At 29.3% G+C, this 13,755-nt stretch carries 18 protein-coding genes and 1 pseudogene; 16 read left to right on the top strand and 3 right to left on the bottom strand.

The window, feature by feature from the left end:
- Nucleotides 1–27: 27 nt before the first annotated feature.
- Nucleotides 28–555, top strand: a pseudogene (locus C7N44_RS01510) (GH25 family lysozyme); the annotation flags it as partial.
- A 762-nt stretch (nt 556–1,317) separates the two neighbouring features.
- On the opposite strand, the gene C7N44_RS01505 reads toward C7N44_RS01510, so the two are convergent.
- Nucleotides 1,318–1,515 carry a putative quinol monooxygenase gene (locus C7N44_RS01505; RefSeq protein WP_105956155.1) on the bottom strand — a complete coding sequence of 66 codons (198 nt, stop codon included), beginning with the start codon at nt 1,513–1,515 and terminating at the stop codon, nt 1,318–1,320.
- 613 nt (nt 1,516–2,128) lie between these two features.
- Here C7N44_RS01505 and C7N44_RS01500 point away from each other — a divergent pair.
- The 4 genes from C7N44_RS01500 to C7N44_RS01485 all read left to right on the top strand — a co-directional run bounded on the left by C7N44_RS01500 (nt 2,129) and on the right by C7N44_RS01485 (nt 5,294).
- Nucleotides 2,129–3,265, top strand: a complete 1,137-nt coding sequence (locus tag C7N44_RS01500) for a family 20 glycosylhydrolase (RefSeq protein WP_105956154.1) — start codon at nt 2,129–2,131, stop codon at nt 3,263–3,265.
- Nucleotides 3,266–3,334: 69 nt separating this feature from the next.
- Entirely contained in the window at nt 3,335–3,577 is a 243-nt protein-coding gene (locus tag C7N44_RS01495) for a hypothetical protein (RefSeq protein WP_105956153.1), read from the top strand.
- Between the two features lie 101 nt (nt 3,578–3,678).
- Nucleotides 3,679–4,845, top strand: coding sequence for a hydroxymethylglutaryl-CoA synthase (locus tag C7N44_RS01490; protein WP_105956152.1), 1,167 nt, complete (start codon nt 3,679–3,681; stop codon nt 4,843–4,845).
- Between the two features lie 11 nt (nt 4,846–4,856).
- Nucleotides 4,857–5,294 carry a nucleoside 2-deoxyribosyltransferase gene (locus tag C7N44_RS01485; RefSeq protein WP_105956151.1) on the top strand — a complete coding sequence of 146 codons (438 nt, stop codon included), beginning with the start codon at nt 4,857–4,859 and terminating at the stop codon, nt 5,292–5,294.
- Here the strand turns inward: C7N44_RS01485 and lexA are convergent.
- Nucleotides 5,291–5,926, bottom strand: coding sequence for a transcriptional repressor LexA (gene lexA, locus C7N44_RS01480; protein ID WP_105956150.1), 636 nt, complete (start codon nt 5,924–5,926; stop codon nt 5,291–5,293). The two genes, C7N44_RS01485 and lexA, sit on opposite strands and share 4 nt — an antisense overlap.
- A 98-nt stretch (nt 5,927–6,024) precedes the next feature.
- On the opposite strand from lexA, the gene C7N44_RS01475 reads away from it, so the two are divergent.
- Nucleotides 6,025–6,276 (top strand): DUF896 domain-containing protein, encoded by a 252-nt coding sequence (locus C7N44_RS01475; protein ID WP_105956149.1) that lies wholly within the window; start codon nt 6,025–6,027, stop codon nt 6,274–6,276.
- 83 nt (nt 6,277–6,359) lie between these two features.
- Nucleotides 6,360–6,578: a YneF family protein gene (locus C7N44_RS01470; RefSeq protein ID WP_105956148.1), complete on the top strand. Its 219-nt coding sequence runs from the start codon at nt 6,360–6,362 to the stop codon at nt 6,576–6,578.
- Between the two features lie 28 nt (nt 6,579–6,606).
- On the opposite strand, the gene C7N44_RS01465 is transcribed toward C7N44_RS01470, so the two are convergent.
- Nucleotides 6,607–7,236 carry a lysophospholipid acyltransferase family protein gene (locus C7N44_RS01465; RefSeq protein WP_105956147.1) on the bottom strand — a complete coding sequence of 210 codons (630 nt, stop codon included), beginning with the start codon at nt 7,234–7,236 and terminating at the stop codon, nt 6,607–6,609.
- A gap of 86 nt (nt 7,237–7,322) precedes the next feature.
- Here C7N44_RS01465 and C7N44_RS01460 point away from each other — a divergent pair, with 86 nt between their 5' ends.
- The 9 genes from C7N44_RS01460 (at nt 7,323) to C7N44_RS01420 (ending at nt 13,735) form a co-directional block, all read left to right on the top strand.
- A complete protein-coding gene (locus C7N44_RS01460; RefSeq protein ID WP_318530490.1) occupies nt 7,323–8,075 on the top strand; it encodes a tRNA1(Val) (adenine(37)-N6)-methyltransferase in 753 nt (250 codons plus the stop codon).
- Complete coding sequence (locus C7N44_RS01455) at nt 8,065–8,340, top strand: GIY-YIG nuclease family protein (RefSeq protein WP_105956145.1); 276 nt, start codon at nt 8,065–8,067, stop codon at nt 8,338–8,340. Before C7N44_RS01460 ends, C7N44_RS01455 begins: the two co-directional genes overlap by 11 nt.
- Nucleotides 8,341–8,505: 165 nt before the next feature.
- Nucleotides 8,506–9,255, top strand: a complete 750-nt coding sequence (gene rpsB, locus C7N44_RS01450) for a 30S ribosomal protein S2 (RefSeq protein WP_105956144.1) — start codon at nt 8,506–8,508, stop codon at nt 9,253–9,255.
- A gap of 121 nt (nt 9,256–9,376) precedes the next feature.
- Nucleotides 9,377–10,252 carry a translation elongation factor Ts gene (gene tsf / locus C7N44_RS01445; RefSeq protein ID WP_105956143.1) on the top strand — a complete coding sequence of 292 codons (876 nt, stop codon included), beginning with the start codon at nt 9,377–9,379 and terminating at the stop codon, nt 10,250–10,252.
- A gap of 144 nt (nt 10,253–10,396) precedes the next feature.
- Nucleotides 10,397–11,119, top strand: a complete 723-nt coding sequence (gene pyrH, locus C7N44_RS01440) for a UMP kinase (protein ID WP_105956142.1) — start codon at nt 10,397–10,399, stop codon at nt 11,117–11,119.
- 3 nt (nt 11,120–11,122) lie between these two features.
- The gene (gene frr, locus C7N44_RS01435) at nt 11,123–11,686 is read left to right on the top strand and encodes a ribosome recycling factor (protein ID WP_105956141.1); all 564 of its coding nucleotides are present in this window, start codon (nt 11,123–11,125) and stop codon (nt 11,684–11,686) included.
- 11 nt (nt 11,687–11,697) lie between these two features.
- Nucleotides 11,698–12,096 carry a hypothetical protein gene (locus C7N44_RS01430; RefSeq protein WP_105956140.1) on the top strand — a complete coding sequence of 133 codons (399 nt, stop codon included), beginning with the start codon at nt 11,698–11,700 and terminating at the stop codon, nt 12,094–12,096.
- 73 nt (nt 12,097–12,169) lie between these two features.
- Nucleotides 12,170–12,931: an isoprenyl transferase gene (locus C7N44_RS01425; protein ID WP_105956139.1), complete on the top strand. Its 762-nt coding sequence runs from the start codon at nt 12,170–12,172 to the stop codon at nt 12,929–12,931.
- Nucleotides 12,932–12,946: 15 nt separating this feature from the next.
- Nucleotides 12,947–13,735 (top strand): phosphatidate cytidylyltransferase, encoded by a 789-nt coding sequence (locus C7N44_RS01420; protein ID WP_105956138.1) that lies wholly within the window; start codon nt 12,947–12,949, stop codon nt 13,733–13,735.
- The last annotated feature ends 20 nt before the right edge of the window (nt 13,736–13,755 follow it).

The raw sequence follows: 13,755 nt of genomic DNA, 5'->3' as shown, positions 1-13,755 counted from the left end.
GTTAAATAATGCGGATTAGATAAATCTACCTTGTTAGCTATTGATGTAGAAGATGGCTCCCTAAGTGGCAATCTTACCGCACAAACTAATCAATTCTTAGATGTTCTATATAATGCTGGTTATCACAACTTAGCAGTCTACTCAATGGAATCATGGTTTGGATCTAAAATCATGATTAACAAATTGCATTATAGTCCTAATATTTGGGTTGAAAATATTAGTTATGAACCAAAAATGAAATATGATGCATGGCAATACACATGGACTGGATATGCTGGTGATAGTGATGTCGATTTAAGTTTAGATAAAACTGGCCACTTTACAAGTTTTGAAAAGCCTAAACAATCTACTTACTGGCAAAAAGGTAAGCTCTTTGAAGCTAAATCCATGCTTAACACATACTCTGACCTACACTTAAAGAGTAAACGTGAACCTAGATTTGGAGCTAAGTCATGCTTCTACGCCGATGTTGTGAAAGATGGCAAAGTTACAAGATTAAAAACTCATTTAGGCTATGTAAGTGCCAATAAAGACTTTTTACACCGAGTTAAATAATAATATAAAAAAATACCTACTAACTAAATTAATAGCTAGTAGGTATTTTTTTGTTTTTTAATCGAATGTTATGACCTATCAGAATCATAACATAGAGAAGATATGAATATCTCCTTACTTCACAATTCATATTATAGTTAATACTTATATATAAAGTCAACTATATTAACTTGTATTTTAATATATTCAAACTCTGATATAATTACATAGGCAATTTGTTTCTGATCAGTAGTCTATCAGCTGCTAATTAGAATTATGCAAATGCCAATTTATATCAGAGAGGAGGTGTGAATATGCCCTCCTTACTTCACATTATTGAGGCAGTATTAATTTCATTAACTGCAGCAATAATTAGGGATTTAATCTATTTTGCTATTAAGAAACTTAAGAAGTAATTTAGATTAAATGTAAAGACATACTATCTATTAATTTAGTTAGTATGTCTTTTTTTATTTAGAATACATTTTCTTTAAGCTCTGGAAGAAAATTAAGGGATTTTATAAATTAGATCCTGATAATAGGAAACGTGTTTTTGAATTAACCAATAAACTTTATAGAATGATTTATATTCTATTTATACTTGCAGATATTGTAATATTTTCGTCTTTAATCTTTAGTTAAGCTTTGTGAAATGCTTTATAAAGCCTAATTTCCTACGATTATAATCTCAAATATATTTCGTTTATTCAAGAAAAATAAGCAATATGAATAATAAAAACCATCTTGTCACAATTCAGTGATAGAGTGGTTTTCATATTATATTTATTTTTCATTTAAGAATAATAGTTCAGGTTTTTCAGTAACAAATTCTTCGATATGTTCTTGAAAGTTTATTAAATGTTTGGTTTTTAAACGAGCATATAAGTCTTCTTGGTTATCCGAATGTTCTAAGATTAAATATTTGTTTTCATTGTTAGTATTTTGATAATGAACATATGCCAAATTTTCTTTATCTTTCAATTAATTATTTACTAAATCATTAATAAATTTTAAATATTCAGCTTTTTTGTTGGGATCAACTGTCATTCTTACGTTTACTACAATCATGAATAACACTCCTTATTTTTATATAGCTTTTCTTTTAAATATACTTTCTTAATCTCTAAAAATAAAGAATGCAATACAAAAGGTACCACATTCTTTATTAATTAACATTTGAACATTGCTGAAATCTTAAGAGCTAACTCTAACATAAATTCCATAATTAGGAACCTCCTATCTTTTAAAGTAGGATGCAATTTAATTATATCAATCTTATATGTTTATTAATTTCAATTATTATGTATACATTTATCAAATAAATTTATTATGTTGTTTAATAATTAAAAAATGCACAATGCATTATAAGCATCGCATCTATTTTTAGAAGAACCAAATCCAAACAAGAGTACTGATTGCTGAATTATGTATGCAATAAAGAATCTAAGATTTAAAATATTAAATTCAAACATTATTTTTATACTAATTAGACAACGTATTCAATTATTATTCTTTTTAAATCTGGAGATTAGGATATTTTTTAATATAAATGATATAATTAATCTATAACTTTTAAGGAAAAGAGTTTTAGTTTATGAAGAAAAAAGTTATAACAGTATTTACAATCCTCTTTACTTTTATTATATTATCCTTTCAATTATTTGGCCTAGCCAAGAGTAACATTAATGCATTGGCCGATAATAAAAGAATTGGTTTAACTTTGGATTGTTCAAGAGTTTATTACTCTACTGATAAAATAAAACAATATATTAATTTATTAAGTAAAAATAAAGCAACCTATTTGCAATTACATTTAAACGACAATGAAAACTTTGGAATTGAAAATTCTACCTTAAACCAAACTGTTGATAATGCTACTAAAAAGGGTGATGTTTATTATAATAAAAAAACGCATCTACCATTTTTAAGTAAAGATCAGTTATTGGATGTTATTCAGTATGGTTATGAAAAAGGAATTCAAGTTGTACCAGAGATAGATTTACCTGGTCATGCCCAATCTTTATTTAGACTGTTATCTTATACAAAAAATGGTAACAAGACGGTGAAAAGATTAAGGAATGCTGATGGATACAATGAAATGTTTTATGGTAAGAAAGAAACTATTAATTTATCTAAAAAAATATTAAGCGAATATGTAGGAATGATACCTAAAGGATTTTACTTTAGCGTAGGCGCTGATGAAATTACTATTAACAACAGAAAAGATCAAAATGCAGCAGTTAAATATATAAATAGTATTGATGACTATATAAACTCTAAAGGTTTAAAGTTAGAGATGTGGAATGATAGCTTTCATAAAGCAGTTCTTAAAAAGTATCATAAAAACATATTGATTAATTATTGGAGCCTTAGTGGCGATGTTAGTGATAAAGAAGACTACGAAGCTAATATTAAATTGCGTGCTACTTTACCACAACTGAACGCTGCTGGTTTTAAAACGATTAATTATAATAGTTACTACTTATATATAATTACTGATCCACTTTCTTTTACTAAGTCTTCAATTAAAGAGTGGCGGGATGATATTAATAAATGGAAAATGAATATGTGGAATGATGAGTCACTTAAGCAAAAAACTAACAGCAAAAATAATATAGGTGCTTCATTATCTATATGGGGAGAATATCCAAATAAATACGATGGAGATAGTACTTATAAAAATACTGAATATTTTGTTAATTATTTTCTTAAAAAAGCACGTAATTACTAAAGTAAATTAATTAATTAGACAAATTATGTTATATTTATATTGTATTACATAATTTTTAAGGAGTTTATAATGTTAAAATTAAACGTAAATACCAATCTTGGTAACCAAGAAATTAAATTATCTGATAATAGTACGGGTCAATTATCAGGAGTTAGAATTCCTGTTGGCATGGGACAACAAGTGGTTCAATGGACATTTATTTCAACTGGTCAAAAACATGAAAACTTTGTATATACAGGTCAATTATCAGAAGGCCAAATTATTAATTCTATGAATAATTCGGACCAATATAAAATTCATTTAGAAAAATAATAAAAAGCACACGTATGTGTGCTTTTTATTCTATATATTTTGTTATTAAATTAATTGATAGTAAAATAATATTATCCTGTTATGAAAGTTGAGTGAGTAATTTGAAGGTTGGAATTGATAAAATTGGTTTTTATTCACCTAATAAATATATTGATATGGTGGATTTAGCAAATGCCAGAAATGAAGATCCAAATAAATATTTAATTGGAATTGGTCAAAAAAAGCAAGCTGTAATTCCTAATACTCAAGATGTTGTAACGATGGCTGCAAATGCTAGCCAAAAAATTATTAATGAAGATGATAAGAAGAGTATTGACTTGATAATCTTTGGGACAGAAACTGGTGTCGATAATTCAAAATCAGCGGCTATATATTTGCAGAATTTATTAAATTTAAATGCATCTGCTCGTGCTTTTGAAATAAAACAAGCGTGTTATGGTGCAACTGCAGGGTTACAAATGGCCAAAGAATATGTAACTAATCATCCTGATAAAAAAGCTTTAGTAATTGGTGCTGATATTGCTAGATATGGTCTTAATACCCCTGGTGAAGTAACACAAGGTGGTGGTGCTATTTCTATGATAGTTTCATCTGATCCTTCAATTGCTTCGTTCGACGGTGAAAGTGCATTTCATTCAGATGATATAATGGATTTTTGGCGCCCACTATATCGAACAGAGGCAGTTGTAGATGGACACTATTCTAATAACGTTTATGTGGATTTCTTTAAAAATACTTGGGATAAATATAATCAAATGAATGGACTCTCAATTAATGATTATAAAGCTATAACTTTCCATTTGCCTTATGTAAAAATGGGGATTAAAGGTCTAAGAGCAGTTTTACCTGAAGCATCTGAATTAAAGCAAGAAGAATTGAAGAATGAGTTTAATGTTAGCAAAATATATAGTGAAAATATTGGTAATCTATATACAGGTTCATTATATTTAAGCTTTTTATCACTAATTAATAATTCTAATGATTTAAAAACTGGAGATAGAATTGGTCTGTTTAGCTATGGGTCTGGAGCTCAAGGAGAATTTTTCTCAATGAAATTAGAACGTAGTTTTAAAAATAATTATTCAATAGAAGAAATTGACTCAATGATGAATAGCAGAAAAAAATTAACCATCAGTGAATATGAAACAATCTTTAATCAATGGCTTCCTATCAAAAATATTAATATGGAGCTAGACTGGAAATCTGATGATGCCGAATTTTTCTTAAAAGAATTAAAAGATAATCAAAGAATTTATGATCATAAATAGGGGAATTTAATATGAATTTATATTTAGCTAGTCCATTTTTTGATGACGAACAAATTGATAGAATTTATAAAATAGAAAATGCTTTAGCAAAAAATACTACAGTAAGTAATGTATTTAGTCCTAGAAAATCAGAAATTAATGATTGCGAAGTTGGAACCCAAGAGTGGTCAAAAAAAGTATTTAAATTAGATACTGATGAAATAAAAAAAGCTGATGCCATTATCGCAATTATCGACTACGTTGAAGATAATGTAGATAGTGGGACAGCTTTTGAAATTGGATATGCCAAAGCTATAAATAAGCCAATTATTATTTTTCATGAAAAAGATAATAACGTTAACTTAATGTTAAGTAATAGCTCAATTGCTTATTTAACTAAGTTTGAAGAAGTACAAGATTATGATTTTAATAATTTACCAGAATCTTACTATGAAGGAAAAGTATTTTAATTAATGTTATCTCTATATAAACCAATTACTTTTCCTAATATTTTAACGTTATTTAATATAATTGGACTCATATAATCATTTTCAGGTTGTAGCCTATAGTGATTACTTTCTTTAAAGAATTTCTTGCATGTTGCTTCGTTTTTATCGTTCATTGCAATGACAACATCGCCATTTTCGGCAGTTGATTGTTTTTTGACAATAACTTTATCATTATCAAAGATCCCAATATTAATCATGCTTTCACCCTTTATGTTTAGCATAAAAATATCACTATCATTATTGAATTGGTCAGGCAAAGAAAAGTATTCATTTGAATTCTCTACTGCAAGAATTGGTTCACCAGCAGCCACATTCCCTAATATTGGTATTTTATTTGAATGTGAATTAATGCCTAATTGATTTAAGCCTGCTTCTGTGATTTCAATTGCTCTGGGCTTAGCATTATTTTTGATCAAAAGTCCTTTTTGTGATAAACGACTTAAATGTCCATGCACAGTTGAAGTAGATGCTAAGCCCATTTCTTTACCAATTTCTCTTACTGTTGGGGGATAACCTTGATCATTAATTGAGTTCCAAATGAATTTTAAAATATTTATTTGTTTAGAAGATACTTTATCTTTTGGTAAGGTCATATAAAACGCCTCAATTCTTGATTTTATTTAGCTTTAATATTAGCATAATAAGAAAATGTAAACAAATGTTCGTAATTTTATAACAAGGAGATTTTAAAATGGCAGAAGACAAAGTATTAAAAGAATTGATTCCTAGAATAAATGAATTATCTAAAAAGAAAAAGGAACAAGGATTGACTGAAGCTGAAGATGCTGAAAGAAAAGAGTTACATCAAAAATATTTAAAACGTTTTAAAGAAAATATGAGAAGCCAAATTGAAATGGTTCAGGTTTATAATAAAAAAGGTAAGGAAATAACTTCTGACAAAGTTAAAAACATTCAACGTAAAAAAGGCCTCCGTGACAACTAACTGATTAAAAATAATTTTGAATTTTATTTACACTTTGTGTAGAATAAATTATATGTTTGTATATGAAGCTAGGAGGGATATCTGTGAATACATTTCTATGGATTGTGATTGTTTTAGTAGCATTAATCCTAGGATTAATCGGTGGATTCTTTATGGCTCGTAAGTATATGGAAAAATATCTTAAAGATAATCCACCAATTAATAAAGATCAATTAAGAGCAATGATGTTGCAAATGGGACAAAAACCATCTACTAAAAAATTAAATCAAATGATGAACAGCATGAAAGCTCATGCTAAATAAATAAAAAAGGATTAAAATCCAATGGATTTTAATCCTTTTCTTTTTTGGCTGGATCTATATATTTAAAATTAGGATTTATTTCATCATCTAATTTATCAAATGCATCTTGCATTTGTTGTTCTATTTTACTTTGACCATTATCATTTAATTTTAGCTTTTTTTCGATATATATTGGTTCTCCAAAATTGATAGTAGATTGTTTTCTAGAGAATAGTGATTTAAACGTTAATGGTCCTTGATAAGTAGCCGGAAGTAAAGGAGTCTTAGATAATTTTGAAATTAAAGTAGCTCCACCCTTTAAACTTTGTGAATGTCTAGTTCCAGACGGGAAAATAATTAGTGACTTATCTGACTTTTGTAAAATTTTGACTGGTTCTTTTATAACTGATGGGCCCGGATCCTCTCTGTCTACACTTAATACATTTGCATGTACTAAAATATATCTTAAAACAGGGTTCTTGAATAACTCTTTTTTTGCCATAAATGCGAATTCCTTAGGACTGGCAGCTAAGGCATAGTATAATGGGTCAAACCAAGTTCTATGTGGTGCAACCAAGACATAATTACCTTCAGGAATCCTATTTTTGTGTTCAAATTTAGGTTTACCATTTATTGTATATAAAATAACTCTAGCTAATACTCTTAAAAAAGAATACATACATGTTGCTCCTCTCGATACTTTATAAAACAATAATATTCTATTATCATTATTATATGCAAGCTAAAATTAAGGTGGAAATTAAATTGAACAAATTATTATACGAGAACGAAAGAATTGATCAATTATATAGTAACAATTTTAAAATTATCCAAAACCCTGATGTCTTCTCTTTTTCTCTAGATGCAGTTCTTTTGGCTAACTTTGCTAAATTACCTAATAAGTGTAGGTCTAAGACTGTAGATTTATGTGCTGGAAATGGTGCAGTTGGAATATTTATGTCACATAAGACTAATGGCAAAATATTTGAAATTGAGTTACAAGATAGACTTGCTGATATGGCTAAAAGAAGTGTTTTATTAAATAATTTAGAAGATAAGATAACGGTTATTAATTCTGATCTATCAAGGTTTAATAATTATCTTGATAAAGATTCAATTGATGTTATAACCTGTAATCCACCATATTTTCCTGATTTGCCTACAAGTAAAAAGAATCCTAATAAATATTTAGCAATTGCTAGACATGAAATTACTACTAATTTAGAAGCAATAATGGCTGCAAGTAGCGACATGTTAAAAACTAATGCAAAAATTTATTTAGTTTATCGTCCAGATCGATTGGTTGAAATTATGGATGTTATGTTAAAACATGGCTTAGCGCCTAAAAAGTTACAATTTATATATCCACGAAAAAATAAAGACTCTAATATGGTACTAATTGAGGGTATTAATAAAGGTAAAAAATCTGGGATGAAAATTTTACCTCCAATAATTACATATAAAGATGATAGTGATCAATATAGTGATTATGTAAGGAAAATTTTATATGGTAAATAAATATTATATGTATGTATTATTGTGTGGCGATAATTCTCTATATGGTGGATTTACTAATGACTTAAATAAACGATTGTTAAAACATCAATCTGGTAATGGGGCAAAATATACTAGGTCTCATTTACCAGTTAAAATGATATATCATGAGTCATTTGAACATAAACGGGATGCTTTAAAAGCCGAATATGCGTTTAAACATCAATCTAGATATCAAAAAATACAATATCTTATAAACAATGGTGTAAGCAAAAATCTTTTTCAATAATTATTTAATTTTAATATTGATTAATTATTGTTAATGATTTATCATTATATTTGGTAATTTAATTACTAATTCACACTCAATGTGATAATTTGGCTAGTGCTTTTTAATAAGTCACCATATTAGTTGATCATTGAGGAGGAAAAAACTATTTGGAGGGCTATTATAATGGCTGTTATTTCTATGAAACAATTGTTAGAAGCTGGTGTTCACTTTGGACACCAAACTCGTCGTTGGAATCCTAAGATGAAGAAGTACATCTTTACTCAACGTAATGGTATTTACATCATTGATTTACAAAAGACTGTAAAGATGATTGATAATGCGTACAAATTCGTTAAGGATGAAGCATCAAAAAATGCTGTATTCTTATTTGTAGGTACTAAAAAGCAAGCACAAGATTCTATTCAAGAAGAAGCAACTCGTGCTGGACAATTTTACGTTAATCACCGTTGGTTAGGTGGAACTTTAACTAACTGGGATACTATCCAAAGTCGTATTAAATACTTAAAAGATCTTAAGAAAATGGCCGAAGACGGTACTTTTGAAAGATTACCTAAGAAAGAAGTTTCTTTATTGAAGAAACAAACTGAAAAGTTAGAAAAATTCTTAGGTGGTATTGAAGATATGCCTAAGATTCCTGATGTTATGTTTATTGTTGATCCTCGTAAAGAACAACTTGCTGTTAACGAAGCTCACAAATTAAATATTCCTATCGTTGCTATGGTTGATACTAACACTAACCCAGACGATATCGATGTAATTATCCCATCAAATGATGATGCTATTCGTGCTGTTCGCTTAATTACTTCTAAGATGGCAGATGCTATTGTTGAAGGTAACCAAGGCGAAGAAGAAGTTGACGAAAACACTTTCAAAGATGGAAATGATTCAAAAGATGAAAGTGAAAACAAATAATTAATTAAATAATTATTTATATTTGTGCACTTAGGCTGACTCATGTGTTTGGACCGAAAGGCCTAATGCAGAGTCAGCTTTTTTTATAAAAAATATTAAATATTTTAAGGAGGCCATTTAAATGGCAAAAATTACTGCTTCTCAAGTAAAAAACTTACGTGACAAAACTAGTGTAGGTATGATGGATGCTAAAAAAGCCTTAGTTGCTTCTGATGGTGACGAAAAAGCTGCTTTAGAGTTTTTACGTGAAAAAGGTATTGCAAAGGCTGAAAAGAAGAGTGATCGCGTTGCTAATGCAGGTTTAACACGTGTTGTTACTAATGGTAATTCAGCTGCTATTGTTGAAATCAATGCCGAAACAGACTTTGTTTCTGGTAATGATGACTTCAAAGACTTAATTGATATGGTTGCAGCTAAGATTGTTGAAGAACAACCTGCTGATGTTGAAGCTGCACTTAAACTGGATGTTGATGGTGAAACTATCAATGACAAGATCATTAACACAACTCAAATTACTGGTGAAAAAATTACTTTACGTCGTTTTGAAATCTTTAATAAAGATGACGATGCTAATTTTGGTGCTTACTTGCATAATGGTGGTTTAATTGGTGCTCTAGTACAAATTAAGGGTGCTAATGAAGAAGTTGCTAAGCATGTTGCTATGCATATTGCTGCTACTAACCCTGAATACTTAGATAGAAATTCTGTTCCTTCAGATCGTTTAGATAAAGAACGTGAAGAATTGAAGAAAGAAGCCTTAGATGAAGGTAAGCCAGAAAAAATTGTTGAAAAAATGGTTGAAGGCCGTCTAAACAAATTCTTATCAGAAATTAGTTTAGCCGACCAAGAATTCGTTATGGATTCTGACAAAACTGTTGCTCAATTCGTTAAAGATAATGGTGGAGAACTTGAAGCTTTTGCTCGTTACGAAGTTGGAGAAGGTATCGAAAAAGAAGAACAAAGTTTTGCTGACGAAGTAAATAGTCAAATTAAATAATTTAAATATTTAAAATAAGGAGGGTGTGCTATATTTTGGCACTCCCTTTTTTACATTTTACTTAATTTTATTTTATTAATCTGTTTTTGTTATTTATGTTATGCTAAAATTATATTGATGAATTATTTTAATGGAGGAAGTTCAATGTCAGACGTAAAATACAAACGTATCGTCTTGAAACTAAGTGGTGAAGCCTTAGCTGGAGATAAAGGATTTGGAATTAATCCTCCAGTTATTAAAAAAATTGCCGAAGAAATAAAAGAAGTATGTAAATTAGGTATCCAAGTTGCCATTGTTGTCGGTGGTGGTAACATGTGGCGTGGTGTTGCTGGTGCCAAAATGGGAATGGAAAGAACTCAGGCTGATTATGTTGGAATGCTTGCAACCATAATGAATGGACTTTCATTACAAGATAATTTAGAATCAATTGATGTTCCCACCAGAGTGCAAACTTCAATTGAAATGAGACAAATTGCTGAACCATACATCAGAAGAAAGGCTGTTCGTCATTTGCAAAAAAATCGAGTAGTTATTTTTGCTGGTGGTACTGGTAATCCATACTTTTCCACTGATACTACAGCTGCTTTGAGAGCTGCTGAAGTTCATGCTGATGCTATTTTAATGGCTAAAAATGGCGTAGATGGAATTTATTCTGCTGATCCTAATGAAAATCCAAATGCTGTTAAGTATGATGAATTAACCCAAATGGATATTATTAACAAAAATTTAAATGTTATGGATACTACTGCAAGTTCATTATCAATGGATAATAATATTCCTTTGGTAGTATTTAATTTAAATGAAAGTGGAAATATTAAAAAGGTTGTTCAAGGTGAAAAGATTGGAACAACTGTTAGGGGGAAATAATTAATGGTTACTTCAAAAGAAGTTTTAGATAATGCAAAAAATAAAATGCAAAAAACTACCGAAGCATTAAAACATGATTTAGGTGGTATTCGTGCTGGTCGTGCTAACCCAAGTTTATTATCAGGTGTTACGGTTGATTATTATGGTGCTACTACTCCATTAAATCAAATTGCTGCAATTACAGTTCCTGAAGCTAGAGTTATTATGATTAGTCCTTATGATAAATCAGCTTTAAATAATATTGAAAAAGGTATCTTGGAAGCAGACTTAGGAATTAATCCAGCTAATGATGGAGACAAAATTAGAATGGTTGTTCCACAATTAACTGAAGAACGTCGTGCTGAAGTTTCTAAAAAAGTTAAAGCAACTGGGGAAAGTAATAAAGTTGCCATTAGAAATGTTAGACGTGAAGCAATGGATGCAGTTAAAAAGGGAAATAAGAGTGATGATTTCAATGATGATGAAGCACATCGCCTTGAAGATCAAGTTCAACAATTAACTGATAAAGAAATTAAACATGTCGATCAAATCGTTTCTGATAAAGAAAACGAAGTAATGAACGGATAAGGGAGATATTTATGGCAGAACAAGAATTAACCCCAGGTACAAAAGATTTTGAAAAAATGATTTTCAAATTAAATAAGGATATGGATAATTCCAATATTCAAGCTTTAGAATATAATGGTAATAAGTTACAAGAAATTCAGGATGACGTATATGTAATGCCTGCTTATGTTACTGATGATTTTAATTTATTCTTTGTTATTTCTAAATTAATCGAAGATGATTGGATTGTTGCATTCACTCAAGCTACTATTGAAGATAAGAATGAAATTACTGATTTGACAGATCCAATTCCTACAGGTAAAGGTTTAAATATGCTTGGTGAACAAAGTGCGGCAGATGCAAACCAATTATTGAAATATTTCCAAACATTAGTTGATACTAAACGTGGAGAATGGAGACTAATTCAATAAAATTTAATTGGCAAATTAGGATGAGAATATTACTCATCCTTTATTTGTTTATAGTTAATTTATAGGTGATAATATGTTTAATAAAAATAATTCATTTGAAGAGCGCCAATTAGATCCTAATAACATTCCCGCTCACATTGCTATTATTATGGATGGAAATGGAAGATGGGCTAAACAAAGGCATTTGCCTAGAATTGCTGGCCATAAACAAGGAATGGAAGTTGTTAGAACTATAACTAAGTCTGCCAGTAATCTCGGTGTTAAGGTATTAACTTTATATGCTTTTTCTACTGAAAATTGGCATCGTCCTGATAAAGAAGTTAACTATTTATTAGGATTACCGGAACGTTTTTTTAATAAGTTTGTTCCAGAATTAATAGAAAACAATGTTAAAGTAAATGTCATGGGAGAAATTGATAAATTGCCAAATAGTACTAAGAATGCTGTGCAAAAGGCGATTCATGATACTAAAGATTGTAATGGAATGATTTTAAATTTTGCTTTGAATTATGGTAGTCACGATGAAATTGTTTCAGCAATAAAAAAAATATCTAGTCGAGTTAAAAATGGTGATTTAAGTGTTGATGATATCAATAACGATATTGTTGAAGAATCTTTAATGACAGCTAATCTTAAGAACTTATCTAATCCTGATTTATTAATTAGAACTAGTGGAGAAGAACGTTTATCCAATTTTCTTCTTTGGCAAGTTGCTTATAGTGAATTTGTTTTTGATCAAACCAAATGGCCTGATTATAAAGATTCTAATTTGAAAGAATGCATTTATGAATATCAAAATCGTCACCGTCGATTTGGTGGCTTAAAAAATAAATAAATTGAGGAATTAAGAATGAAACAAAGAGTTTTAACTGCGATTATCGCGTTGATAATTTTTATTCCAATTGTTTTAATTGGTGAAATATTTATAGATATTGCGGCTTTATTATTAGGAATAGTTGCTGTATCTGAAGTTTTAGTTATGAAAAAGAAACTTGTTGTATCTCCTGAAGCGATGCTTTCTTTTTTAGGTGTTGCAATAGTGATCGCTCCTGATCAATGGTATTCACATTTACCAAGCTTTTTATCAGCACAATTTTTATTTTATATAGTCATTATGTTGTTGTTGCTTAGAAATGTATTTACTAAAAATAGATTCTCATTTGATGACACAGGTGTAATGACTTTAGCGATGCTATATATAGGCGTTGGGTTTCATTATTTTATTTTAGCTAGATATGATAGCATAGCTACTTTATTTTATGCGCTATTTATTGTCTGGTTAACCGATAGTGGAGCCTATATATTTGGCAAGCAATTTGGTAAACATAAGTTGGCCCCGCATGTTAGTCCTAATAAAACGTGGGAAGGTTCAGTTTGTGGGTCTTTAATAGCTACTATAATAGGAACTATTTGGATGTTAATGTATAATATTGGAAATGTTTCAATTTTAGGAGCAGTTGTTATAACCATTGTACTTTCTATTGTTGGACAATTTGGAGATTTAGTAGAATCATCATTAAAACGTTTTTACAGAGTTAAAGATTCTGGAAAAATTTTGCCCGGACATGGTGGTATTCTAGATCGTTTTGATAGCTTGCTTTTTGTATTACCGATTCTACATTTATTCGGTATAATTTAGCTAATTATTTAAAGGAGCGA

The organism is Apilactobacillus quenuiae (assembly GCF_002994005.1).
In the GTDB taxonomy this organism is placed as follows: Bacteria; Bacillota; Bacilli; order Lactobacillales; family Lactobacillaceae; genus Apilactobacillus; species Apilactobacillus quenuiae.
The sequence above is the reverse complement of the archived record's forward strand: the minus strand, read 5'-3'. Positions and strand labels throughout refer to the sequence as shown.

Coding starts and splice junctions, on each gene's coding strand:
- C7N44_RS01485 (WP_105956151.1), top strand. CDS start 4,857: ATGAATTTATATTTAGCTAGTCCATTTTTTGATGACGAACAAATTGAT.
- C7N44_RS01495 (WP_105956153.1), top strand. CDS start 3,335: ATGTTAAAATTAAACGTAAATACCAATCTTGGTAACCAAGAAATTAAA.
- rpsB (WP_105956144.1), top strand. CDS start 8,506: ATGGCTGTTATTTCTATGAAACAATTGTTAGAAGCTGGTGTTCACTTT.
- pyrH (WP_105956142.1), top strand. CDS start 10,397: ATGTCAGACGTAAAATACAAACGTATCGTCTTGAAACTAAGTGGTGAA.
- C7N44_RS01500 (WP_105956154.1), top strand. CDS start 2,129: ATGAAGAAAAAAGTTATAACAGTATTTACAATCCTCTTTACTTTTATT.
- C7N44_RS01425 (WP_105956139.1), top strand. CDS start 12,170: ATGTTTAATAAAAATAATTCATTTGAAGAGCGCCAATTAGATCCTAAT.
- lexA (WP_105956150.1), bottom strand. CDS start 5,926: ATGACCTTACCAAAAGATAAAGTATCTTCTAAACAAATAAATATTTTA.
- C7N44_RS01475 (WP_105956149.1), top strand. CDS start 6,025: ATGGCAGAAGACAAAGTATTAAAAGAATTGATTCCTAGAATAAATGAA.
- C7N44_RS01420 (WP_105956138.1), top strand. CDS start 12,947: ATGAAACAAAGAGTTTTAACTGCGATTATCGCGTTGATAATTTTTATT.
- C7N44_RS01465 (WP_105956147.1), bottom strand. CDS start 7,236: ATGTATTCTTTTTTAAGAGTATTAGCTAGAGTTATTTTATATACAATA.
- C7N44_RS01430 (WP_105956140.1), top strand. CDS start 11,698: ATGGCAGAACAAGAATTAACCCCAGGTACAAAAGATTTTGAAAAAATG.
- frr (WP_105956141.1), top strand. CDS start 11,123: ATGGTTACTTCAAAAGAAGTTTTAGATAATGCAAAAAATAAAATGCAA.
- C7N44_RS01455 (WP_105956145.1), top strand. CDS start 8,065: ATGGTAAATAAATATTATATGTATGTATTATTGTGTGGCGATAATTCT.
- tsf (WP_105956143.1), top strand. CDS start 9,377: ATGGCAAAAATTACTGCTTCTCAAGTAAAAAACTTACGTGACAAAACT.